General features: G+C 64.9%; 21 protein-coding genes. 8 read left to right on the top strand and 13 right to left on the bottom strand.

The annotated features are described in order from the left end of the window. Positions 1–24 precede the first annotated feature (24 nt). The 5 genes from DL891_RS12795 to DL891_RS12775 form a co-directional block, all read right to left on the bottom strand. The gene (locus DL891_RS12795) at positions 25–2,181 is read right to left on the bottom strand and encodes an ABC transporter ATP-binding protein (protein ID WP_111720827.1); all 2,157 of its coding nucleotides are present in this window, start codon (positions 2,179–2,181) and stop codon (positions 25–27) included. 55 nt (positions 2,182–2,236) lie between these two features. Then, positions 2,237–3,217 (bottom strand): ABC transporter permease, encoded by a 981-nt coding sequence (locus tag DL891_RS12790; protein WP_232819160.1) that lies wholly within the window; start codon positions 3,215–3,217, stop codon positions 2,237–2,239. Next, entirely contained in the window at positions 3,214–4,158 is a 945-nt protein-coding gene (locus tag DL891_RS12785) for an ABC transporter permease (RefSeq protein WP_111720826.1), read from the bottom strand. Before DL891_RS12785 ends, DL891_RS12790 begins: the two co-directional genes overlap by 4 nt. Before the next feature lie 110 nt (positions 4,159–4,268). Continuing rightward, positions 4,269–6,137, bottom strand: a complete 1,869-nt coding sequence (locus DL891_RS12780; RefSeq protein ID WP_198668887.1) for an ABC transporter substrate-binding protein — start codon at positions 6,135–6,137, stop codon at positions 4,269–4,271. A gap of 228 nt (positions 6,138–6,365) precedes the next feature. Then, a complete protein-coding gene (locus tag DL891_RS12775) occupies positions 6,366–7,463 on the bottom strand; it encodes an acyl-CoA desaturase (RefSeq protein WP_111720919.1) in 1,098 nt (365 codons plus the stop codon). 163 nt (positions 7,464–7,626) lie between these two features. On the opposite strand from DL891_RS12775, the gene DL891_RS12770 reads away from it, so the two are divergent. From DL891_RS12770 to DL891_RS12750, 5 genes are all read left to right on the top strand, one after another. Continuing rightward, entirely contained in the window at positions 7,627–8,571 is a 945-nt protein-coding gene (locus DL891_RS12770; RefSeq protein ID WP_157962496.1) for a ribokinase, read from the top strand. Positions 8,572–8,908: 337 nt separating this feature from the next. Then, complete coding sequence (locus DL891_RS12765) at positions 8,909–11,110, top strand: UvrD-helicase domain-containing protein (RefSeq protein WP_111720823.1); 2,202 nt, start codon at positions 8,909–8,911, stop codon at positions 11,108–11,110. Between the two features lie 40 nt (positions 11,111–11,150). Beyond that, positions 11,151–12,503, top strand: coding sequence for an NADP-specific glutamate dehydrogenase (gdhA, locus tag DL891_RS12760; protein ID WP_198668899.1), 1,353 nt, complete (start codon positions 11,151–11,153; stop codon positions 12,501–12,503). 71 nt (positions 12,504–12,574) lie between these two features. Then, positions 12,575–12,943, top strand: coding sequence for an FKBP-type peptidyl-prolyl cis-trans isomerase (locus tag DL891_RS12755; protein WP_111720821.1), 369 nt, complete (start codon positions 12,575–12,577; stop codon positions 12,941–12,943). 50 nt (positions 12,944–12,993) lie between these two features. Further along, entirely contained in the window at positions 12,994–14,181 is a 1,188-nt protein-coding gene (locus DL891_RS12750) for a M20 family metallopeptidase (RefSeq protein WP_111720820.1), read from the top strand. Here DL891_RS12750 and DL891_RS12745 read toward each other — a convergent pair. From DL891_RS12745 to DL891_RS12735, 3 genes are read right to left on the bottom strand one after another with little or no spacing between them, the layout of a single operon-like run. After that, positions 14,170–15,465, bottom strand: coding sequence for an aspartate aminotransferase family protein (locus tag DL891_RS12745; RefSeq protein WP_111720819.1), 1,296 nt, complete (start codon positions 15,463–15,465; stop codon positions 14,170–14,172). The two genes, DL891_RS12750 and DL891_RS12745, sit on opposite strands and share 12 nt — an antisense overlap. Next, the gene (locus DL891_RS12740) at positions 15,465–15,737 is read right to left on the bottom strand and encodes a protealysin inhibitor emfourin (protein ID WP_111720818.1); all 273 of its coding nucleotides are present in this window, start codon (positions 15,735–15,737) and stop codon (positions 15,465–15,467) included. Before DL891_RS12740 ends, DL891_RS12745 begins: the two co-directional genes overlap by 1 nt. A gap of 20 nt (positions 15,738–15,757) precedes the next feature. Further along, on the bottom strand, positions 15,758–16,834 hold the full coding sequence (locus DL891_RS12735) for a M4 family metallopeptidase (RefSeq protein WP_111720918.1): 1,077 nt from the start codon (positions 16,832–16,834) through the stop codon (positions 15,758–15,760). 12 nt (positions 16,835–16,846) lie between these two features. Between DL891_RS12735 and DL891_RS12730 the strand changes: the two genes are divergently transcribed. Next, the gene (locus tag DL891_RS12730; protein ID WP_111720817.1) at positions 16,847–17,617 is read left to right on the top strand and encodes a DUF1353 domain-containing protein; all 771 of its coding nucleotides are present in this window, start codon (positions 16,847–16,849) and stop codon (positions 17,615–17,617) included. Between the two features lie 51 nt (positions 17,618–17,668). Here DL891_RS12730 and DL891_RS12725 read toward each other — a convergent pair whose 3' ends face one another. The 4 genes from DL891_RS12725 to DL891_RS17700 all read right to left on the bottom strand — a co-directional run bounded on the left by DL891_RS12725 (position 17,669) and on the right by DL891_RS17700 (position 19,763). Continuing rightward, positions 17,669–18,706 carry a phosphotransferase gene (locus DL891_RS12725; RefSeq protein ID WP_111720816.1) on the bottom strand — a complete coding sequence of 346 codons (1,038 nt, stop codon included), beginning with the start codon at positions 18,704–18,706 and terminating at the stop codon, positions 17,669–17,671. Between the two features lie 108 nt (positions 18,707–18,814). Then, a complete protein-coding gene (locus DL891_RS12720; protein WP_111720815.1) occupies positions 18,815–19,024 on the bottom strand; it encodes a DUF6186 family protein in 210 nt (69 codons plus the stop codon). Continuing rightward, positions 19,021–19,584, bottom strand: coding sequence for a hypothetical protein (locus DL891_RS12715; protein WP_157962495.1), 564 nt, complete (start codon positions 19,582–19,584; stop codon positions 19,021–19,023). The genes DL891_RS12720 and DL891_RS12715 overlap by 4 nt, the downstream gene beginning before the upstream one ends. 53 nt (positions 19,585–19,637) lie before the next feature. Continuing rightward, positions 19,638–19,763: a hypothetical protein gene (locus tag DL891_RS17700; RefSeq protein WP_255563097.1), complete on the bottom strand. Its 126-nt coding sequence runs from the start codon at positions 19,761–19,763 to the stop codon at positions 19,638–19,640. Between the two features lie 201 nt (positions 19,764–19,964). Between DL891_RS17700 and rpsO the strand changes: the two genes are divergently transcribed. After that, complete coding sequence (gene rpsO / locus DL891_RS12710) at positions 19,965–20,234, top strand: 30S ribosomal protein S15 (protein WP_111720813.1); 270 nt, start codon at positions 19,965–19,967, stop codon at positions 20,232–20,234. A gap of 263 nt (positions 20,235–20,497) precedes the next feature. On the opposite strand, the gene DL891_RS12705 is transcribed toward rpsO, so the two are convergent. Beyond that, positions 20,498–21,262, bottom strand: coding sequence for a 1-acyl-sn-glycerol-3-phosphate acyltransferase (locus DL891_RS12705; protein WP_111720812.1), 765 nt, complete (start codon positions 21,260–21,262; stop codon positions 20,498–20,500). A gap of 70 nt (positions 21,263–21,332) precedes the next feature. Here DL891_RS12705 and DL891_RS12700 point away from each other — a divergent pair, with 70 nt between their 5' ends. Next, complete coding sequence (locus DL891_RS12700) at positions 21,333–22,163, top strand: aldo/keto reductase (RefSeq protein ID WP_111720811.1); 831 nt, start codon at positions 21,333–21,335, stop codon at positions 22,161–22,163. Positions 22,164–22,188: the final 25 nt, after the last annotated feature.

The following is a 22,188-nucleotide window of genomic DNA, read 5'->3' as shown; positions in this document are numbered from 1 at the left end:
ACCGAAGCTGTGACGTGGGCCGGGTCAGGAGCCTTTCCGTCCGGTCTTGTGCACCACCGCCTCGGTGTTCAGCGGGAAGTGGCAGGCAACCAGGTGGCTGGCAGGTCCGCTCGACGTGGGCAGGGGATGGGGCCGAATGCCACCTCCGCCGACCTGCAGAGGTGGCTCGATTCGTGCGCAGATCTCCTGCGCCGCGGGGCAGCGTGTGCGAAACCGGCAGCCGCTGGGCGGGTTCATCGCGCTCGGAAGCTCCCCCCGCACGCCGAGTCTGGCTTTCGCGCGCTCGGCGGCAGGGTCGGCGATCGGGATCGTGTCGATCAGGCCGCGGGTGTAGTGGTGCTGCGGACGGGCGTAGACGTCGGCGGCCGGGCCGATCTCCACCAGTTTGCCGAGATACATGACGGCGATCATGTCGCTGAGGTAGCGCACCACCGAGAGGTCGTGGCTGATGAACAGGTAGGCGAGCTCACGGTCTCGCTGCAGCTCCTTCATCAGGTTGAGCACCTGCGCCTGGATGGAGACATCCAGGGCGGAGACTGGCTCGTCGGCGACAATCAGGGCGGGTTGGAGGGCAAGGGCGCGGGCCAGGCCGATGCGTTGGCGCTGTCCGCCAGAGAACTCGTGCGGGTACCTCTCGGCCGCGCTGCGTGGCAGGCCGACGGCGTCGAGCAATTCGTCGACTCGCTTGTTCCGGTCGCGGGAGTTGCCGACGTGCTGGATCTCCAGCGGTTCACGCAGCACGCTTCGCACGCGCATGCGGGGGTCGAGCGACGCGTAGGAGTCTTGGAACATGAACTGGATGTTGCGCCGGCCCTCCCGAGCCTCGGCGCCGCGTAACATCTGTACCCGGCGCCCGCGAAAAAGGACCGAACCGCTGCTGGGCTTCTCCAACCCCACCACCAGGCGACCCAGAGTCGTCTTGCCGCAGCCCGATTCGCCAACCAGCCCGAGTGTCTGCCCGCGCCCGATGGAGATGCTCACCCCGGCCACCGCGCTGATCGCTCCGACCCGCCGCCGAGTGATGGCACCGGCCGTGACGGGGAAGTCTTTGACCAGGTCCTCGGTGCGCAGGAGCGTGACGCCGTCTTCTGGCACTTCGGTGGTGGGTGCCACCCAGGCGCGATCGGCCACGTCGACCGGACGTGCGTCGAGCTCGTGCCGAGCGACGAGTTCATCGGCCGAGAGAAGCGGTCCTGTGCAGGGCACGAAGCAGGCGAACTCCTGCACGGAGCCCGGTTCGGTCAACGAGTCGTCTGGTACCGCCTCCATGTCGGGCACGATCGTGCGACAGCGATCGATGGCGAATCGGCAACGGGGTGCGAAGCGGCAGGCAGGCGGGGGAGACACCAGGTCGGGCGGCAGACCAGGAATCGAGTACAGCTCCATCCCGGTGCCGGCGGCCCGCTCGGGAAGGGCTTCGAACAGAGCCTCGGTGTAGCGGTGTCTGGGCCAGGCGAACAAGGTCGTGGTCGATGCCATCTCGGCGATCTTGCCCGCGTACATGACAGAGACCCGGTCTGCGCGTCCGGCGATCACGCCGAGATCATGGGTGACCAGGATCATCGCCATGTTGCGTTCTACCCGCAGCCGGTCGATCAGTTCGAGGATCTGCTTCTGCACGGTCACATCGAGTGCTGTGGTCGGTTCATCGGCGATCAGCAGTTTGGGTTCGCAGATCAGCGCCATCGCGATCATCACACGTTGGCGCTGGCCGCCTGACATCTGGTGTGGGTAGGTGTTCAGGCTGCGTTCTGTCGACGGCAGGCCGACCAGTTCGAACATATCTCGAACGGCGGTGTGGACTGCGCTGCCGGACATTCCACGGTGCAGCACCAACGGTTCGCCCACTTGTTCGCCGATGGTCTGCACCGGGTTCAGGCTGGTCATCGGGTCTTGGAAGATCATGCCGATGTCGCCGCCGCGGATGGATCGCATCGACTGCTCGGAGGCAGCGGCCAGGTCCACGCCGTCGAACCAGATCTCACCGCCCACGATGTCGCCGCCTGAGGGAAGCAAGCGTTCGATCGACAACGCCGTCATTGTCTTGCCGCTGCCCGACTCGCCCACCAGACCGAGCGTCTCGCCCGCTTCGACGGTGAGCGACACCTCGTCGAGGGCATGCACCGTCGACCTGCTCAGGCGGATGTCCGTGCTGAGCCCGCGGATTTCCAAGAGTGGCATACCCTTTCCCCTCCTTAGTATCGGATGCTAGACCGCTTGGGTGACGATGCAAACGTCAGCGGCGTTGCAGCCGTACTTCGACTGAGTCGCGCAGGCCGTCGCCAACCAGATTCACCGCGACCACGACGATGATGATCGCGAGCCCGGGCGGGTAGATCAGCCACCAGTAATTGGTGAAGAGGTTCTGGGTACCGTCGCTGAGCATGCCGCCCCAGTCTGTGGCCGGCGGTGCGATGCCCAGCCCGAGGTAGCCCAGATAGGCGACCAGCAGGATCGCGTCGGCGACCTGGAAGGTGGCGTTCACGATCACGGTGCCGATCACGTTCGGCATGATGTGCCGAAGCACTGAGCGCCAACTGGATCCGCCCATCACCGTGACCGCCTGCACATATTCGCGCACCCGAATGGTGAGAGATTCGCCGCGCACCAGTCGGGCGGGAATCAGCCAGGCGGTCAACCCCAACACGAAGATCATCACGGGTACGCTCGGCTGCACGATGGTGACGAGGAAGAGCAGTAGGAACAGGATCGGGATCGACAGGATCGCATCAACGATGCGCATCATGAAGCCATCGATGACGCCGCCGAAGAATCCGGCGATCGCGCCCCACAGGGTTCCGATGACCGTTGCGATCGCGGCGGCGGCGAATCCGACGACGAGGGAGGTCTGGCCACCGACCATCATGCGCCCCAGCTGGTCGTACCCTGCCGCGTCGGTTCCGAGGGGGTGCCCGGGGCCGGGCGGCAGGTCGACGATCGCAAGGTTCACGTTAACCTGGTCCGTCGGGTAGACCAGCGGGCCGAGAAAGCAGAAGGCGATTGCGAGGACGAGCACGACGACTCCGACGATTGCGAGCCGGTTCTGCACGAATACCTCGACGCCCAGCTGGAACATGCTGCGCGGCTTGCCGACCGGCAACCCGGTGGGGAGGGCGATCACCTCCGCCAGTTCCCCGGGTTCACCGGGATGGAGCGGATTCGACACGTTCATGTCGCTGTCGTCGGGGCTCTCGGCGGGATTAATGCTGAAGGTCATAGTTGCACCCGGGGGTCGATGGCCGCCAACGATACGTCGGCGATCAGGTTTCCGATCACGGTGGCGAATGCGGTGATGATCACAACACCCAGCTCGATCGGGTAGTCGGACTGTTGGGCGGCGTTCCAGAACAGCAGCCCCATGCCGGGAAAGTTGAAGATGGACTCGGTGATCAGGGCGCCGGCGAACAGCGCCGGTAGGGAGAGGCCGAGCAGGGTGATGATCGGGATCAACGCGTTGCGCAGCACGTGCCGGGTCAGGATGCGCGTCTCGGAGGCGCCCTTGGCGCGTGCGGTGCGCACGTAGTCCTGGTTGACATTGTCGAGCACGGACGAGCGCATGTAGCGGGAGAATCCGGCGATGCTGAGCAGCGCCAGGGTGACGATCGGCAGGACCATCGCGTCGAAGTCCTGAAAGATTGGAATGATCCCGTCGGATTGTGGGGCCTCCGGCGGGAACCAGGGCAGCTTCTGGGAGAACCAGTCGATCAGAACCAGGCCGATGAAGAAGGTGGGTGCGGCGTAGAAGATGAAGGACAGCGCGGTTGCGATGTAGTCGAAGGTGCGGTTGCGCCGGACCGCCTGAATGATGCCGATCGGGATGGCGACGATCACGGTCAGCAGAAGAGCCAGCCCGCTGAGAATGAGGGTCTTCGGCAAGCGCTCCCACAAGAGCGAGGAAACGGACTGGTTGAGCTTGTAGGAGAACCCGAAGTTTCCGGTGACCCAATTGCCGAGGTCGTGGAAGTACTGCAGGATCAGCGGCTGGTTGAGTCCGTTCTGCTCGTTGAACGTGGCGATCTGGGCGGGTGTTGCGCGTGGCCCCAGGATGGCGTGCGCCGCACCGCCAGGCAACGCCTGAAGCAGCAGAAAGACGATGATCGTCACCACGATCACCACCGCGACTGATTGGAGCAGGCGGCGCAGGATGTAACCGATCATGTGGTCACCTCCTGCGCTGCCTGGCTTGTACTGTTTTCAATTGTTGTATTGGGATTGTTGTTTCATTCAGCTATTCAGCTATTCAGTTATTCGTTTGTTCTATTGATTGATCAGTAGTGCCACGCCTCCGGAGTGAGGGAACCGAACGGGTTCTGCGGGGTGACCCCCTGCAGCCCGTTGGCCACCTCGGTCAGCGAGTAGGTGTAGTTCGGTGACCAGATGACGGGGAGGTCCTTGGCCAGGGCATCCTCGTACTTTTGCATGACGGCCGTTCCACTCTCGGTGGTCGTCGCGCCGATCAGTGTGTCGACCTCGGGGTTGGAGTAACTGCCCGAGTTCGACCCGGCCCCGGTCTGCCAGAGCAGTTCACCGGTCGGGTAGTAGTCGGGTGCGTACACCCAGCCGCCGCCCCAGTTGCCCATCTGCCAGGTGCAGGTCGCACCGGAGCAGGGAACCGTGTTGCCGATGACCGTGTTGAACGGTTCCGGCTTGAGGTTGAGGGTGATACCGATCTGCGAGGCGTTGGATTTCAGCGATTGCATCGCCGTGGCCACCGTCTGGTTGCCGTTGGCATACGGCAGGTCGAAGGCCAGCTTGGCACCCGCTGCGATCCCCGCACCGCACTCACCGGTCGCCGTTCCCGGCTTGGCGCAGGTGGATTCGCCGCCCGCTACCACGTTCCAGCCGTTGTCCGTGAGATACTTCTTCGCGGCAGCCATGTTGAACGGGTACGGGTTGCTCTTCTCCGTTTGCGAGATCAGTGGACTGTTCTCCGGAACCAGTGGAATCGGGCCCGTGGTCTCCACGCCGTAACCCTTTGCGGTGGACGTGATGATCGACTGCTGGTCATAGACCGATTGCAAGGCCTGCCGGAAGTACAACTGCTTGAGGATCGGCCCAACGGTGGGGTTGTTGAAGTTGATCGGGAAGTAGTTCACGCCGTACAGGAACCACGGTGCGAGCGTGTAGTTCGCGCTCAACGGGTTCGGCCCTGGCTCGGTGGCCGGGGTGTTCGGCGCCTTCGGCTGGCTGATGTCCTGGGTCGGAATGTAGCCGACATCGATCGTGCTAGCGGCGTGCAGCACATTGAACTCTGCCGCATCCGTGGTGAACGGAACCTCGATGAACTCCTTGATGCTCGGCTTGACCGGCCCGGAGTACTTCGTGTTGGGAACCATCGTCACGTGCCCGTCCGAGCTGAAACTCTTCAGCTGCCACGGTCCGTCGACAACGGACCAGACGGGGCTGGTTGCATAGCTCGGCAGGTCTTTGGACTGGGCGGTCAGATACTTGAACACAGCGGCACAAGCAGCTTCATCGGTTGCACAGGTGCCCTTCTGGGTCGCACTGGTCATGTCCCATGCCATTGGCATCGGGGTGATCTGCGCCAGCTGGTTGTATTCGAACCATTGCTCGCTGTAGGCCTTGTCGGTGTTGAACACCACCGTGGTCGCGTTCGGGGTCGTGATGGACGTGACGTTGTCGGGGAACTGGCCCGGAACGTATCCTGCCCAATTCGCCTTCTCGGCCTTCTCCATGTTGAACCAGAAGACCACATCCTGGCTGGTGACCTGCTCGCCGTTGTTCCAGACATATGGCTTGAGAGTCACGGTGACCGTCTTGCCGTTGTTGCTGAAAGTCGGCGCGTTGCCAATGCTGAGTTGGTCGTTCACCGCCGGGGAGCCCTGCTCGTCGCCGAACCAGTACAGCGGCCGGTACATGGGCAGTTGCAGTTCTGACGAGTTGGTCAGGCTGAAGTTCGCGATCGGCGAGAACGGCCAGATCCAGTTCGGCACGGTGTTCGGTGGATCGGCGAAGGTCACCGTGTTAGCGGCCTTTCCCGGGGCGTTTCCTCCAGAGCTGCCGGACGGGTTGGTCGTGGATCCGCCGGTTGAGCAACCGGCCAAGACCACGAGCGCAAGCGCGCCCACGATCAGGCCGACTTTTTTCAGCCCGCCCATCTTTCCTGGAATTCTCATGACTCTGCACCTCCATGACTGGCCCGAGCAACCGTCGGGTGGTGGAGTCGAGTCGAGTCTCTGAGCACGACATTACGCTCAGGAGAAGCCCTCAGATGATGAGTTTTATGTGAGTTCTCTGGCAGTTTGCAACGAAAGGTTCTGCGCGCTTCACGGGGGTGCCCGGCGACGACACTGAGGGGGCCGGTCGGCCGCGGTGGATCACGTGGGGCCGGCTGATGGCTGCGGTCAGTGCACCCTGAACTGTGTCGTCATCGGGCATTCGAATGGGTCTCGCGCCGCGAGGCCCACCCGGTTCAAATATTCGACCACGATGCCGTACGACTCGATGATTCCCGTTTCGGTGTAGGGGATGTTGTGCGTCTGGCAGTATTCGCGCACCACTTCGCCCGCGCGCTTCAGGTGGGGCCTCGGCATGTTCGGGAACAGGTGGTGCTCGATCTGATAGTTCAGGCCGCCCATGAAGGTGTCTACGGCGAAGCCACCGCGAATGTTGCGGGAGGTGAGCACCTGACGGCGCAGGAAGTCGACCTTGCTGTCATGGGGGAGAATGGGCATCCCTTTGTGGTTGGGAGCGAAGGAGGCACCCATGTACACGCCGAAGACGGCCAGTTGCACCCCGACGAAGGCGAATGCCATTCCCAGTGGAAGGAAGTAGAAGACAACGGCCAGGTAGCCGATGATGCGAACCGACATCATCGTGATCTCCAGCGCACGCCCATCGACCTTGTGCTTGCCGAAAACCGACTTGAAGCCGTGCAGGTGCAGGTTGGCGCCCTCGAGCATCAGCAGCGGAAAGAACAAGTAGCCCTGACGCTTGTTGATCCAGCGAACCAGCCCCCGGGTTTTGGCGGCATCCTCCTCCAGGAAGGAGATGGTGTCTTGCTCGATGTCTGGGTCTTTGCCGACGACGTTCGGGTTGACGTGGTGGCGGGAATGCTTGTTCATCCACCAGGAGTAGCTGATCCCGACGATCAGGTCGGCCAGCAGGCGCCCGGCATGGTCGTTGACCTTTCCAGACTTGAAGACCTGTCGGTGGGAGGCTTCGTGCGCCAGGAACGCGAACTGTGTGAACAGGATGCCGAGCACTGCGGCGATGATCAACTGGTACCAGGAGTTGCCGAGCAGGGCGAATCCGGTCCAGGCGCCCGCCATGGCGATGACGAGCACGGCGAACAGGCTCCAGTAGAAACCGGTGCGTCGACGCAACAGCCCGAGCCCCTTGATGGTCTGCAACAGGGCCGAATAGGCCGAGGTCGGGTTCTCGCGGCCACCGCCAGGACGGGTTCGAATGATTTGGACGTTGGAAACGGCGGCATTGCTCATACTGTGGACAGGCCTTCTTTTGTCTGGTTCGACTTCCCAAACAAAAGTTTCGACCCTGAAAGCCAAGTACTTTGAACGAAATGTCGCGTTACTGTTACTCATTCTTATCCCGTCGGACTGTGAACGGGCTGTATTGACACACGGGGTACGCCAGACTGGACGGATGCACTCACCCCTTTCCCCATCAACCCCGGTTTCCGATGCTCCCGGGGCATCCGACCCGGTGCACGTCGCAGTCGTCGGCTCGGCAAATCTCGACATCGTGATCGAACTCGATGCGTCGCCGGAGCCCGGCCAGACAGTTCTGGGAACCGGCTACTCGGAGCACGGCGGCGGCAAGGGCGAGAACCAGGCGATCGCGGCCGCGAAGCTGACATCTACCGCGTTCATCGGCGCGGTGGGAACGGATGCGGCAGGCGATCTGCTGGCTGAGAACATGCGTTCGTACGGCGTCGACACGAGGTGGATCCGCCGGAGCGAATTGCCGTCCGGGAGGGCCTTCATCACACTCACCCCCGACGCCGAGAACTCCATCGCCGTGATCCCGGGAGCGAGCACCACCCTGACTGCCGATCAGGTGACCCGTGCGCTGGAGGAGGCGCAACCGATCGTCGTCGTCACGCAGCAGGAGATCAGCTCCGAAGCGGTAGAAGCCGCCGCGGACTGGGCGCGGGCCAACGGTCGCCGTTTCGTGATCAACGCCAGCCCGGTGCGGCCGGTCGGCGCTGACGTGCTGTCGGGGGCTGACCCCCTGATCGTGAACGCCGACGAGGCCCGAGATATCCTGGCCGGTACCGGCCAGGCAGAGGGTGCTGACGAGGTGGCCGATGGTGATCCGGAGCACCGGTTGGCCGAACTGTTGCTCGCCCTCTCTCCTTCAGTGATCGTCACCGCGGGCAGGCGCGGCGCCTACCTGTGCGCCCGAGGGGGTGTGGTCGAGCACGTGCCCGCCGAAACCGTTCGGGCGCGGGACACGACCGGCGCCGGCGATGAGTTCGCGGGCACGGTTGCCGGCTGCCTCGCCCTCGGCCAGACGCTCCGCCAGGCTGCGGAACGCGCGAGTGCAGCCTCTGCTGCCCTGGTGCAATTGCCGCGAGACCAGCGCTGAGCCTGCTGAACGCATCGGGCCGGGGAGGGGGCCGTTAACGAAACTCACCACCCAGTGGTGCGGCTGTGCCTGCGACTCGCCTGGGCGGTGAGTGGATTGTGGTTCTGATTACAAGGGTGCCAAACTTATCGCCGTCGCACAAGAGGTGAAGGCCTTGAACTTCGCGCCCGGCAGAGCACTTCGCGCCCGCTTGAACCGGCGCGAAGTGTTCAACTTGGCGCGATCTGGGGTGGGAGGTTTTCGGGCCGCCGCGGACGACGGAGTAAACTAGGGCGCTGGAAATTCTTGGGGGTGCCATGTGACTGTAGATCTGGAACTGGCTCGCGAACGCGAGCATATGCGGGTGCTCTATGCCCGTTTGGACGAGTTGCGCGAGCAGGCCGAACAGCTGCTGACCGAGGTGCGGGCACAGGATGTCGGCGGCAGCCACCAGCACCGTTCGGAGCGAGACGCGTACGCCAGGCTCTATGAGGACCGCATCCTGCAATTGCGCGATGTTCACGACCGGCTGGCCTTCGGAAGACTCGAACTTGCCGCGCCTGATGACGAGGACGCCCTCACCGACGATTCCGAGCCGAACCCACGCTTTCGCTACGTCGGCCGGATCGGCTTGCGCGACGAGCAACAGAACTCCATGCTGCTGGACTGGCGCGCCCCGCAGGCCAGTGCGTTCTATCAGGCGACCGCGGCGACCCCCATGGGTGCACGGGCCCGCCGGCACCTGACCACGCGCGGCCGCGAGGTCATCCGCATCGATGACGAGATCTTCGATGCGGCCCTGTACGAAACCGACCCCGACGAACTGCAGGGTGAGGCCGCGTTGATGGCGGCGATCTCGGCGAGTCGCACCGGCCGTATGCACGACATCGTCTCGACGATCCAGGCCGAGCAGGACCGGATCATCCGCTCCGAGTTGCGCGGTGCGCTCGTCGTGCAGGGCGGGCCAGGCACGGGTAAGACGGCCGTCGCGCTGCACCGCGCCGCCTACCTGCTCTATTCGCACCGCGCCCAGTTGAGCTCCTCCGGTGTGCTGGTGGTCGGCCCGAGCCGGTCGTTTCTGCAATACATCGAGCAGGTGCTGCCGTCGTTGGGGGAGACCGGCGTGGTCCTGCAAACGGTGGGCGGGCTCCATCCCGGCGTTGAGACAGCCACCGAAGACGACCCAGCGGTTTCTGCGCTCAAAGGTTCGGCTCGGATGGCCGAAGTGATCGCACGAGGCGTGAGGTCGAGGCGGCGAGTTCCGGCCGAACCGCAACCCCTCACGATCAACGGGGAGACGATCATCCTCGATCCAGGCACGGTCGAGCAGGCGATCACCCGGGCGCAACGCAGCGGGAAGCCGCACAACAGGGCCAGGGTCACTTTCGTCAAACAGGCGATCGCGCAGCTCACCGCTCAACTGGCCGATCACCTGCGTCGCCGGGGTTCGACCGTCGATGAGGAGGATGAGCGAATGCTGCGGGAAGACGTGCGCTCCTCCTTTGACGTGCGGGTCGCGCTGAACACGGCCTGGATGCCGCTCACCCCGGAGAAGTTCATCGAGGACCTGTTCGCCCGACCGCAGTGGTTCGCATCCCTGACCCCCACGTGGACGAGCGAGGAGCGCGCACTTCTTCGGCGCGCTCGCGGCTCGAAGTTCACAGTGGACGATGTGGCCCTGCTCGACGAGGCAGCCGTTCACCTCGGCGAGTACAACGAGGCGACCGATGCTCGTTCGCGCCAGGCGGGTCAGCAACACCGACGCGACGTGGAGAACGCCGAGCAGGCGATCGTGAACATGGGTGTTGAAGGCCTGGTCAACGCCGAAGACCTGGCCGCCGGATTCGCCGAAACCGTCGACCGGGGCACGATCGCCGAGCAGGCGGGGCAGGACCGCGGCTGGACCTATGGGCATATCGTGGTGGATGAGGCGCAGGAACTCTCCCACATGCAATGGCGGGCGCTGATCCGGCGTTGCCCGTCGAGGTCATTCACCATCGTCGGCGACGTCGCCCAGGCCGGCTCTGCTGCAGGGGCGACCAGCTGGGAAGAAATGTTGGACCCGCTGTTTGCTGACCGCTGGCGGCTCGAAGAACTCACGGTGAACTACCGCACGCCTGCGCAGGTCTCGCGCGCCGCCGAGGAGATGGCGGTGGCGCACGGGCTGCCGGTCACATTCTCCCGCGCCGTGCGCGAGAGCCAGTGGCCCGTGCGGCGCACCACCGCCGGTGCCGATGTGGCGGCCGACACGGTGGCCGCGGTGACCAGGGACCGAGACATCGACGCCAACGGAACCTGCGCCGTGATCGCGCCGGCGGAACATATCGACGCGATCAAGGCCGCACTGGCAGCCCATTTCGGCACCGAAGTGGCTCAGTCCTCCCTCGGCCTGAGCCACTCGATCTCGGTGCTCACACCCCGCGAGGCCAAAGGGCTCGAGTTCGATTCGGTTATTGTGGTGGACACGGATCGTATCCTCGCCAATGAAGTCAGGGGGGCGGCAGCACTGTACGTCGCCATGACCCGACCCACCCAGCGACTTCATCTGCTCACCGTGTGAAGCGCGAAACCCAATGAGAGAGTGACTTCGCATGCCTGTGATCAGTGAGAGCCTTCAGCCGATCTACGAAGAGGTTCTGCGCCGTAACGCGGGGGAGCTCGAGTTTCACCAGGCGGTCGGCGAGGTGTTCGAGTCGCTCGGCCGGGTGGTCGAGCGAAACCCGCACTATCTGGACGAGTCCATTGTCGAGCGACTGTGCGAACCGGAACGGCAGATCATCTTCCGGGTGCCGTGGGTCGATGACGCCGGCGTCGTGCAGATCAACCGCGGCTTCCGGGTGCAGTACAACTCGGCACTGGGGCCGTACAAGGGAGGCCTCCGGTTCCAGCCGTCGGTGACTCTCGGCACAGTGAAGTTCCTCGGGTTCGAGCAGATCTTCAAGAATGCGCTGACAGGTTTGCCGATCGGCGGCGGGAAAGGCGGCAGCGACTTCGACCCGAAGGGCAAGTCCGACGCCGAGGTGATGCGGTTCTGCCAGTCGTTCATGACGGAGCTGTACCGGCACATCGGTGAGTATCGTGATGTCCCCGCCGGTGACGTCGGCGTGGGCCCGCGTGAGATCGGCTACCTGTTCGGTCAGTACAAGCGCATCACCAACCAATACGAATCGGGCGTTCTCACCGGCAAGGGTGTCGGCTGGGGCGGTTCGCGGGCGCGTCCCGAGGCCACCGGCTACGGCACGGTCTTCTTCACCGAGCGGATGCTCGCCGAGCGCGGCCAGGACCTCGACGGCACGCGGGTGCTGGTCTCCGGTTCCGGCAATGTGGCGTTGTACGCGATCGAGAAGGTTCACCAGTTGGGCGGCACCGTGATCGCCACCTCCGATTCGAGCGGGGTCGTCTACGATTCCGACGGCATCGACCTGGATCTGCTGTGCGAGGTGAAAGAGGTCGATCGGGGGCGCGTCTCGGACTACGCCGAACGACGCGGGCGCTCAGCCGAGTTCCGGGCCGGTTCCAGTATCTGGCAACTGGCCGCGTCCACCCGCGTCGACGTTGCCCTGCCGTGCGCGATCCAGAATGAGATCGACGAGGCGGATGCTCGCGCACTGGTCGACGGGGGAGTGCTCGCAATCGCAGAGGGCGCCAACATGCCCTCCACCCCGGAAGCGCTGCACGTGTTCCAGAACTCGAATGTGTTGTTCGGCCCGGCCAAGGCGGTCAACGCGGGCGGCGTGGCAACATCAGCGCTGGAGATGCAGCAGAACGCATCCAGGGACTCCTGGTCGTTCGAGCTCACCGAGTCGAAGCTAGAGGCGATCATGGCGGGCATCCACGAGCGGTGCGCCCGGGCCGCCGAAGAATACGGGGAGCCGGGCAACTACGTGCTCGGCGCCAATGTCGCCGGCTTCACCCGGGTCGCCGATGCCATGCTCGCCATGGGAGTCATCTAGAATTCGGGCACTCTGCCTGCGAAAGCCCGGCCCAACTTTGACGAGCCGCCTTTTTCGTGTTGGATGGTCGAATGACTAATTCACAGAAGCCAGAGATCGACGCCCCCACCGGGCCCGCCCCCGACCAGCTCGAGGTCACCGACATCACGGTCGGCGACGGTGCCGAGGCACAAGCCGGTTCCACGGTGGACGTGCACTACCTGGGTGTCGAGTACTCCTCGGGCGAGGAGTTCGATTCGAGTTGGAGCCGTGGCCAGTCGATCAACTTTCCGCTTCGCAGCTTGATCGCCGGCTGGCAGGAGGGCATCCCCGGCATGAAGGTCGGTGGTCGCCGCAAGTTGGTCTGCCCGCCACAGCTGGCCTACGGTCCCGCCGGCGGTGGGCACCAGCTTTCCGGCAAGACCTTGATCTTCGTGATCGACCTGCTCGGCGTAAGCTGATCTGACCGGCCGCCAGCGGCGGTGGGCCGGCCCCAGAGGCGAGGATCACCATGACGTTCGTAGACGAGGCCACCGAAATTCTGCCCGAGTTGGTCGCCCTCCGGCGCCTGTTGCATGGAGCGCCGGAGGTCGGACTCGTGTTGCCTGAAACCCAGGCCGCCGTTCTGGATGCGCTCGACGGACTCGAGCTGGAGATCACGCTGGGTTCTGGAACGACGTCGGTCACCGCCGTGCTTCGCGGAGCCCGGCCCGGCCCGACGGTGCTGCTGCGCGGGGACATGGACGCGTTGCCGGTTGTCGAGTTGACCGGCCTCGAGTATGCATCCACCAATCAGAACATGCATGCCTGCGGGCACGACCTGCATGTGGCCGGCCTGGTCGGTGCCGCCCGACTGCTGGCCGCGCGCAGGCAATCGCTCGCCGGGAACGTGGTGTTCATGTTCCAACCGGGCGAAGAGGGTGACGGCGGGGCGAAGGTCATGCTCGACGAGGGGCTGCTGGACGCCAGCGGTGAGAAACCCGCAGCAGCCTACGCGATCCATGTCGTGCCTGGTCCGCGCGGGGTCTTCACCACTCGACCCGGCACCATCATGGCGGGGGCGAACGAGCTGCAGGTGATCGTGCACGGGGCGGGTGGGCACGGGTCGAAACCGCAGATGTCCCGCGATCCGGTTCCGGTGGTGGCCGAGCTGGTCACCGCGCTGCAGACCTATGTCACCCGTCGGTTCGACGTCTTCGACCCGATTGTGCTCACCGTCACGCAGCTCGCTGCCGGCGCTGCGTCCAACGTGATCCCCGACAGAGCGTCGCTGGGGGCCACCGTGCGCACACTCTCCGCCGCGACGCATGCACAGTTGCGCGAAGAACTGCCCGACTTCGTCGAATCGATCGCGGCCGCCCATGGCTGCACCGCCACGACCACGTTCATCACTCAATATCCGGTCACCGTCAACCACGCCGTCGAGACGGAGGCCGCAATCAGTCACCTGCGCGGTGTGTTCGGTGAGAACCGCGTGCAACGTGCAGAACAACCGGTGATGGGGTCGGAGGACTTCTCGTTCGTGCTCCAGGAGGTGCCGGGCACGTTCATCTTTCTGATGGCCAGCCCGCCGGAGGTCGACCCGGCGACCGCGGAATACAACCACTCACCTCGGGTGCTGTTCGACGATGAGGTGCTCGCCGACCAGGCTGCGGCGCTCGCCGAACTCGCCTGGTCTCACCTGGGCTCAGACCGCTGACAGGGCGCCATCCAACTCGGTGAGGAAACGATCGGCGTCGGAGGCCGAGAACGGCAACGGTGGCCTGACCTTCAGCACATTGTTGTGCAACCCTGATGCACTGATCAACACCCGTCTGGCCCGCAGTTCGTTCACCACGGCGATCGCCCTGTCGCCGTCGGGAGCGCCGGCGGGGGTGCAGAGGTCGACACCGATGAACAAACCGGCGCCCCGCACGGCGACGTTCGCGTCGTGGCCGCCTGCGACCTCGAGAATGCCGTCGACGAGGTAGCCGCCGACCCGCCGCGCATTGTCGATCAGAGCCTCGTCGCGCAGCACATCGAAGGTGGCCTGTGCGGCAGCAATCTGCACGGGGCTGCCTCCGAAGGTGTTGAAGTACCGAACGTCGTGCCCGAACGCATCCACGATTGCTTTGTGCGCAACGACGGCGGCGACCGGGTAGCCGTTGCCCATCGGTTTGCCCAGGGTGACGAGATCAGGCACGACTTCGTGCCGGGCAAACCCCCACATGCCCGCTCCCAGCCGGCCGAAACCCGCCTGCACCTCGTCGGCGATGAACAGGCCGCCGGCGGCGTGCGCTGCATCAACTGCCGGGCGGAGGAACCCGGCAGGCCCGCCTGGCAACACCCCGTCGGAGGAGAAGATGGTGTCGGTTATCAGCGCTGCCAGCCCGTGGCCGGCCGCATCCAGCGACGCGATCGCGTCGTTGATCTGATCAGCCCAGCCGACGCCGTCGCCCCACGGGGCCGGAACGATCCGCACCCAGTCCGCGACGCTGGCCGTCCCTCCCAGAGACGGCGAGATCGCGGCGACCTCGGTGCTGGTGCCGTGATACGCGTTGGCGGTGACAATGACGCCGCGGCGGCCGGTCGCGTGTTTGGCCAGCCGCAGGGCCAGATCGTTGGCCTCGGAGCCGGTGCAGGCGTACATCACGGTGTCGAGCACGGCGGGCATGGTTGCCAGCAACTGCTCCGAATAGTCGACGATGCCGCGGTGCAGGTACCGGGTGTGCGTGTTCAGCAGGGCGGACTGGTCGCTGATCGCGGCCGTGACCCGTGGGTGGGCGTGGCCGACACTTTGAACGTTGTTGTAGACGTCAAGGTATTCAACGCCGTCGGCATCGTAGAGCTTTGTCCCTGAACCGCGCACGAACTCGATCGGCTGTTCGTAGAACAGGCGGTAGGCCGAACCGAGGGCGTGTTCGCGCCGCCCGATGAGGTCTCGGGTCTTCTCAGGCAGCAGGTTGCGCTGAGCGCCGGTGAAGTAACTGGTGGGGTCGGCCATCAGCGCGAATCTGTGTCGGCCCTCTGAACACGGTCGACCAATTCCCGCCAGGGACCGTCGAGTTCATTCTCGGCGATGACCGCCTCGTGCGGCTCCGCCTTGATCTCGTAACAGAATCGGTCGGGCTGGACCGGCCCGCTCGGCGCACTCTGCCATGGCAGGTCCTCGAGCAGCCGCCACCAACTGTCGGCATCGGGCTGGTCATCGACCCGCACCTGCCAGGTGAGCCGGATGCCGGCCACTCCGCCCACACGAGAAACATAAACCTTCATACCGTGATGCTACTGCCGGCTCACCCCGGCAGCACCCCCACCGTTTTCCAAGCACCCAGCACGGCCGCGTGTTCGGCCGAGGAACCTCCGAAGCGGGCTTCCGCGGCCCGTGCTGTGGCTTGTGCGAAGGCGGCGAAGTCGCTGGTGGCTGCGAGGCCGCCGGTGAGGGTGTCGTACCAGATCTGCCCCGCAGCCTCCCAGGCGTACCCGCCGAGAGTGCTAGCCGCCAGGTAGAACGCATGGTTCGGAATGCCCGAGTTCAGGTGTACGCCGCCAGCATCCGAATCGGTTGTGACGAAACCTGCCATGTCTGCCGGCTGCGGGTCCTTGCCCAACACCGGGTCGTCGTACGCGGTGCCCGGCGCCTTCATCGAGCGCAGCGCCACTCCGTGCACCTGCGCGGTGAACAGGCCCTCGCCGATCAGCCAACTCGCCTCATTCGCTCTTTGGCCCCTGGCGAACTGTTCGACCAGTGCCCCGAAGACGTCCGAGACCGACTCGTTCAGGGCGCCCGACTGGCCCTGGTAGACCAGGTTCGCGGTGTACTGGGTCACCCCGTGGGTGAGTTCGTGGCCGACGACGCTCGGCGAAATCGTGAACCGGTTGAACAACTGGCCGTCGCCGTCGCCGAAAACCATGCGACGCCCGTTCCAGAACGCGTTGTCGTAGTCCTGCCCGTAGTGCACGGTCGCATCCAGCGGCAGCCCCCGGCCGTCGACCGAGTTTCGACCATACGCCTCCCAGTACAGGCGCCAGGTGTCGCCGAGCCCGTCATAGGCCTCGGTGACTGCACTGTCGGCGGTGACCGGGCCACCTTCGGTGCGCACGATTTTGCCCGGCAGGTTTTCGGACCCCTCGGCATCCGATACTGTTCGGTCGACCGTGGGCGCTGGGCCGGATTCGACAGGCATGGCAGGGTCGGCAATCCGTGGCACCGGTGACGGCTGGTCGGTGGCCAGCGAGCGGTCGCCCAGTCGACGCAACGGGGCGTCGTGCACCAGCGACCTGCGTGCCGCCGTCGCCGCGTGCGCCATTTCGGGGCGCTCGCAGGCGGCGATCTTCTCCAGGAGGTAGGGCGGAAGGATCTGGCAGGGCATCATGGACTCACGATGCCATTCTTTGACGAGCACGGCCAGCCCCTTGACCGGATCTACCTGTTGCAAAGGGCCCCTCGGCACTTTCAGCTGCTGGAACCGATCAGCTTTCTCGAGGTCGGGCGTCCGGAATCAGAACGCGTTCAGATCCCGGCCCATGATCCGGATCGCCCGGCGGTCGGAGACAACCAGACCGACCTGGCCTCGGTGCCCACCGTCCTCTGGGGTCTGATCGCCAGCTACGGGCGGCAGACCAGCGCCGCACTGCTGCACGACCACTTGAGCGATGAGGCCCGTCACGGCGACCCGGCCACGCGCCTGGGCCGCCGGAGGGGTGCGGATCACCTGTTCCGGATCGCGTTGATCGAGAGTTCGATCTCGGCGACCCGATCGTGGATCATGTGGGCGGCGGTCGCCATCCAGAAGTTCTGGGAGTTCCGACGGTGGCAGGCGATCGTGATGACAATGCACGCGATCATTGGGGTGCTGCTGCTGTATGCGGTTGTGGCGCTGGCGATCGGTGGGGGCGGCTCCGAACGTGGGTTCCCGTTGTGGATGCTCGCGCTGTTGGCGTTGCCTGCTGCTACTGGTCTCGTCTGGTGGCGCGATGCGATGGCCTTCCTGGTCGTGACCTACTGCGGCGCGTTCCTCGCACCCTTCATGGTGGCGGGCTTTCTCGGGCAACTGGTGCTGCTGGGGCTGGAGGCCGTGGGCTGGCTGGTGACCGGCACCCGCACACCGCCGCCAAAGATTGGTCCGACGGTGATGGCCAGGCGGCAACCCTGACACGGTCGGCGCGACCGGTCCGTGCCTGACGGGGGCGCCTACCGGGGCCGCCTACCGGGGCCGCGCGGCGCTCAGATCGCAGAACTGTCGCCAGGTGACCTCCAGATTGCGGCCTGTGTACGCGGCGTTCTGCGGGGCGTGCGCCCCCCACCACGAGGCCAGCAGCATGCGCTGGGCGAGCCGCCCCAGCACGAGGTCAGGGATCAGGCCCAACTCGTCGACCGTGAGTCCGATTACCTGGCTGTATCCGATCAGCAGCGCGGATGCCGCGGCCCACGGGTCGGTCGCCCGGCCATCCGGATTGTCATTCACGGCATACATGTCGGCGTACGACATGGCGACGGCGAGGTCGGCGGCCAGGTAGCTGCGCACCGTGTCGCCGAAATCGAGGATGCCGGTGATGAACTTCTCGGAGCCGGGGTCGGCGATGAGGTTGCCGCCGTGGAAGTCGTTGTGCACGACCTGCTGCCGGGTGAGTTTCAGGGCAGGGAGTGTCTCAGCCCGCAGGTGGTCGAGAACCCGTTCGAGTGGCCGCTGGCGCTCGGGATCGACCAGGGGCAACAGCGCATCGAACTCGTCGACGTGTTGCAGGTCCCACGGCAGGTAGCGGTCGGCGGCCGGATGCTCGAAGTCGTGCAGCGCGCGAGTCAGGCGTGCGAGCATGCGCCCACTGGCCTGCAACTGACCGGTGGTCGCGCCGACGTCGTTCAGAAGTGCGCCCGGAAGGAAGGTGCACAGGCGAACAATGCGGCCGTGACTCTGGGTGGAGGTGCCGCCATGCACCGTCTCGATGATCTGTTGCACAGGGATCGCGGGGTCGCGGGCCAGAACGTGGGCCATCGCTTCGGACTGCAGGTCGATGTCGATCGGGTCGTCATCGGGGTGGGAGACCTTCAGCAAGAACGACGTGTCGGAGACCTCAACGATAAAGGTGTCGTCGCGCTCGGTGTCGATACGGCTCACTGCTGTCGGCTGCAATCCCCACTTGTCGGCGACGAGGTCGGAGATCTCGGTGGCATCGACGCGCGCGAACGGTGCGCCGATGCCGCGCTCGAGTCGCTCCAACAGGGTTGGGCCAGGTGACGTCATGTGCTCTCCCAGGGTTGGCTCGCCGGATCAGGCTTCAGCCTAGTCAGCACCGGGTCGTGCCACCGGCTCGCCGGCCCCACAGGGGTGAATCACGCCGGCACGTGCTGCTCAGACCCCTGGCGGTACGACCAGGAAGTGCCAGGCCAACCACCACCAGAACACGACCAGGGTGACCCGGGCTGCTCGCCGGCGCATCACCTGGTCCAGAAGACTGCCGAACGTGGCCAGACTGGCCGAGTTGAGCCTCGACCAAGCCACCAGGATCAGGGCGAATACTCCTTCGAGAAAGAAGCCGAGAATCGTGATCATCCGAATCATGTGCTCCTCCCTCGACGCAACAGGGCGATTCCGCCGAGAATCCAGGCAGCGACCAACAGGGTGCGGCCGACCAGGCTGTCGAGCATCGGGCCGACGAGGTCGGACAGCGGCGGAAAGTTGTACTCTGCTGCGGGCGAGGGTCGACCGAGAAAATAGGCGGACAGCTCCCACAGGCACAGAACTAGCCCCAGAATGATCCACAAGACGGCCGCCCGCCGCCCGGCGTGCGAGTTTCGTGCACCGCCGTCGGTTCGGATGCGTGCAGCCCGCGCGGAGTGCGGTTCAGCAGGTGGGTCCGCCCAGACCACCACGAGAATCACCGCACCGAGCGCAGACAGAATGAGTGTTTCGGTCGCACTGTAGCGAGGGGCGAGAACCATCGGAACGCCGAGCACGATGGCAAGCGCGAACAGTACCCGGCCGTGCGGCAGATGGAGCCGAGACCGGGCAGGTGGAATCATTCCTGTGCTGTCCGCCAGCAGAGGCAGGGCGACCACCAGAAAGATCACACCGTCAACCGCTGCCCCCCGAAAGAAATGGAAACCACTGGTGATCAGCATGATCGCAATCCAGGGTGCGCCGGACTCCACTATCCACCACCCGCGGGAACCGGTCACGGACAGTCCGGGGCGATCGGCCCTGTGGTCGGTTCGACGTTCGCGCGCACGCCGCTGCGGCGGCTGATGATCTGCCGGGGAAGGAGCCGGAGGATCATGTCGTTGTTCTGCCATCGGGTCACCTGGAACCTGGAGATCGTGCGCCGCAGGCTGCTGAGTGGGCGGCTCGTTTTCAGGCTACCCCGACCGTTCTTGTCGTCACATGCGAGTGAACCCCAGGACTCTGCTAGAATAACTCGGTTGCCGTCTAACGGCCGCGGATAAAGAGAGCCCACACACAAGGTGCCGGGCACCGCGCAACAAGAAGAAAAGGGGATCCATCTATGGCACTCGAACCAGACGTCAAGAAGGCGATCATCGAAGAGTTTGCAACCCACCCAGGCGACACCGGTTCCCCTGAGGTCCAGATTGCGATGTTGACCACGCGCATCAAGGATCTCACCGAGCACCTGAAATCGCACAAGCACGACCACCACTCACGTCGTGGGCTGTTGCTGCTGGTTGGCCAGCGTCGCCGTCTGCTCGGTTACCTGTCGGATGTCGACATCACTCGATACCGCACACTGATCGAGCGACTCGGACTGCGCCGCTAAGCACTCGTCGAAGACAACGCGATCTTCTTCGCTTCGGGCCGTTTCCCACCGGGAAACGGCCCGAAGTCGTTTAACCCCGCAATTGGTCGGATCATGAAGATATCCGCGGGTTCAAGGATCTACGGGACGAGGATCGACTCGAGATCACCGATCGTTGTGATTGGTCAGCGCCCGATCGGACGGGGTACGCCGGCGCAGCGTTCGCCCACCCATTGCTCGACTGCCCAGCCTGCAACCCAAGGCGTGCAGGAGTCGTACCGCGTCTAATCGCCGGAGGCCGCTTCGGCCCGGCGTCGGTCGCGCTCGGCATCAGCCTGCATGGCCTCCTCCGGAGTGGGTGCCGTCCCGCCGCGTGCCCGGGGCTGCCACCACTTCCCGGTGCCGTCGACCGGGTAGTCGGTCTGGAGCCTGTCGACCAGGCGTTGCAGCGTCTCTCGCAGGCGCGAGGTCTCCGTTTTGACGTCTGCGCCTTCGGTGACGACGATGGGTGCCCCGAACGCGAAGCTCACCGGTATCCCGAATCGCTCCCGGAAGCGGATCTTTCGGTTCTTCGTGAGCAGGCGGTGCCCGCCCCAGACGGCGATCGGAATGATCGGCACACCCGCCTCCTGGGCAAGGCGCACGGCTCCCGATTTGAGGGCGCGCACGTCGAATGACGCGCTCACGCCGGCCTCGGGGAAGACACCGACCAGTTCGCCGCGTGCCAATGCATCGACCGCGTTTCGATAGGCGGCGGCGCCAGCTGTCATGTCGACGCTGATGTGCCGCATGCCCCGCAGCAGTGAACCGACGACCGGTTTGTCGAACACGCTCTTCTTCGCCAGAAACCGAACCCGGCGGCGGTTGTGCAGCCAGGTGACCCACTCGACAAGAGCGAAGTCGAGGTATCCGAAGTGGGTGATCGCGAAGACGGCCCCGCCAGAGTCCGGGATGTGGCCCGCACCCACGACTGTGGGTTTCAGCCGCCAGAATCCAAACAACCCGCGGCCGGCGACGATCGCACTGGTGTAGACGGGTTCCCGCTGCATTTTCACCCTTCAAGCGTAGGGGTGGATGCTGGGGTTACGGTGCACGCACGCCAACGGGCATCATGGGAGCATGACGATTCCGAGCAGAACGCTGAATGACGGCCACTCCATCCCGGCGATCGGGTTCGGCAGCTATCGGCTTCGCGGTGAAGAGGGGACCACCGCAGTGGCCCAGGCGCTCGACGCCGGCTATCGCCTGATCGATACCGCGTCCGCCTATGAGAACGAGCAGGAGGTGGGGGAGGGCATTCGCGCCTCGGGACTGCCCAGGGAACAATTGTTCATCACCACCAAGCTGGCTGGGCGCCACCACGGCTACGACAAGACCCTGGAGGGATTCGACCAGTCGCGCACGGCTCTCGGACTCGACTTCATCGACCTCTACCTGATCCACTGGCCGCTGCCCAGGCTCGACCTGTTCGTCGAGAGCTGGCACGCGCTGGTCAATCTGCGTGACGAGGGTCTGGTGCGTTCGATCGGCGTCAGCAACTTCACCGAAGCGCACCTGACCCGGCTGATGGATGAAACCGGAATCGTGCCCGCGGTGAACCAGGTGGAGATGCATCCGCGGTTCGGGCAGCAAGCGCTGCGGGCCTTCCACGCCGCGCACGGCATTCTCACCCAGGCGTGGAGCCCTCTGTCGGCAGGCCATGGTGTGCTCGACGACCCGGTGATCGGCCGCATCAGCCACGCCCACGACGTCAGCCCCGCCCAAGCTGTGCTGCGCTGGCACATCCAGCTGGGATCGGTGCCGATCCCGAAGTCGGGCAGTGGTTCCCGGCTGCGACAGAACCTCGACGTTTTCGGCTTCGAATTGACGGCTGCAGAACTCGACGAGATCTCGGGGCTGGAGGCCGGCCGCCTCTGGGGCGGCGACCCCGACACGCACGAGGAGTTCTAACCCCGGAAGGCTGCCCGGCTGGGGC

It is taken from the genome of Homoserinimonas sp. OAct 916 (assembly GCF_003260275.1).
GTDB lineage: Bacteria > Actinomycetota > Actinomycetes > Actinomycetales > Microbacteriaceae > OACT-916.
Note: the sequence above shows the minus strand (reverse complement) of the source record. Positions and strands in the feature narration are given on the sequence as shown.

What these genes read in the sequence shown, in the direction of transcription:
- DL891_RS12795 (WP_111720827.1), bottom strand. Translation starts at nt 2,181, where the DNA reads ATGCCACTCTTGGAAATCCGCGGGCTCAGCACGGACATCCGCCTGAGC.
- DL891_RS12790 (WP_232819160.1), bottom strand. Translation starts at nt 3,217, where the DNA reads ATGACCTTCAGCATTAATCCCGCCGAGAGCCCCGACGACAGCGACATG.
- DL891_RS12785 (WP_111720826.1), bottom strand. Translation starts at nt 4,158, where the DNA reads ATGATCGGTTACATCCTGCGCCGCCTGCTCCAATCAGTCGCGGTGGTG.
- DL891_RS12780 (WP_198668887.1), bottom strand. Translation starts at nt 6,137, where the DNA reads ATGAGAATTCCAGGAAAGATGGGCGGGCTGAAAAAAGTCGGCCTGATC.
- DL891_RS12775 (WP_111720919.1), bottom strand. Translation starts at nt 7,463, where the DNA reads ATGAGCAATGCCGCCGTTTCCAACGTCCAAATCATTCGAACCCGTCCT.
- DL891_RS12770 (WP_157962496.1), top strand. Translation starts at nt 7,627, where the DNA reads ATGCACTCACCCCTTTCCCCATCAACCCCGGTTTCCGATGCTCCCGGG.
- DL891_RS12765 (WP_111720823.1), top strand. Translation starts at nt 8,909, where the DNA reads ATGCGGGTGCTCTATGCCCGTTTGGACGAGTTGCGCGAGCAGGCCGAA.
- DL891_RS12755 (WP_111720821.1), top strand. Translation starts at nt 12,575, where the DNA reads ATGACTAATTCACAGAAGCCAGAGATCGACGCCCCCACCGGGCCCGCC.
- DL891_RS12750 (WP_111720820.1), top strand. Translation starts at nt 12,994, where the DNA reads ATGACGTTCGTAGACGAGGCCACCGAAATTCTGCCCGAGTTGGTCGCC.
- DL891_RS12745 (WP_111720819.1), bottom strand. Translation starts at nt 15,465, where the DNA reads ATGGCCGACCCCACCAGTTACTTCACCGGCGCTCAGCGCAACCTGCTG.
- DL891_RS12740 (WP_111720818.1), bottom strand. Translation starts at nt 15,737, where the DNA reads ATGAAGGTTTATGTTTCTCGTGTGGGCGGAGTGGCCGGCATCCGGCTC.
- DL891_RS12735 (WP_111720918.1), bottom strand. Translation starts at nt 16,834, where the DNA reads ATGCCCTGCCAGATCCTTCCGCCCTACCTCCTGGAGAAGATCGCCGCC.
- DL891_RS12730 (WP_111720817.1), top strand. Translation starts at nt 16,847, where the DNA reads ATGCCATTCTTTGACGAGCACGGCCAGCCCCTTGACCGGATCTACCTG.
- DL891_RS12725 (WP_111720816.1), bottom strand. Translation starts at nt 18,706, where the DNA reads ATGACGTCACCTGGCCCAACCCTGTTGGAGCGACTCGAGCGCGGCATC.
- DL891_RS12720 (WP_111720815.1), bottom strand. Translation starts at nt 19,024, where the DNA reads ATGATTCGGATGATCACGATTCTCGGCTTCTTTCTCGAAGGAGTATTC.
- DL891_RS12715 (WP_157962495.1), bottom strand. Translation starts at nt 19,584, where the DNA reads ATGCTGATCACCAGTGGTTTCCATTTCTTTCGGGGGGCAGCGGTTGAC.
- rpsO (WP_111720813.1), top strand. Translation starts at nt 19,965, where the DNA reads ATGGCACTCGAACCAGACGTCAAGAAGGCGATCATCGAAGAGTTTGCA.
- DL891_RS12705 (WP_111720812.1), bottom strand. Translation starts at nt 21,262, where the DNA reads ATGCAGCGGGAACCCGTCTACACCAGTGCGATCGTCGCCGGCCGCGGG.
- DL891_RS12700 (WP_111720811.1), top strand. Translation starts at nt 21,333, where the DNA reads ATGACGATTCCGAGCAGAACGCTGAATGACGGCCACTCCATCCCGGCG.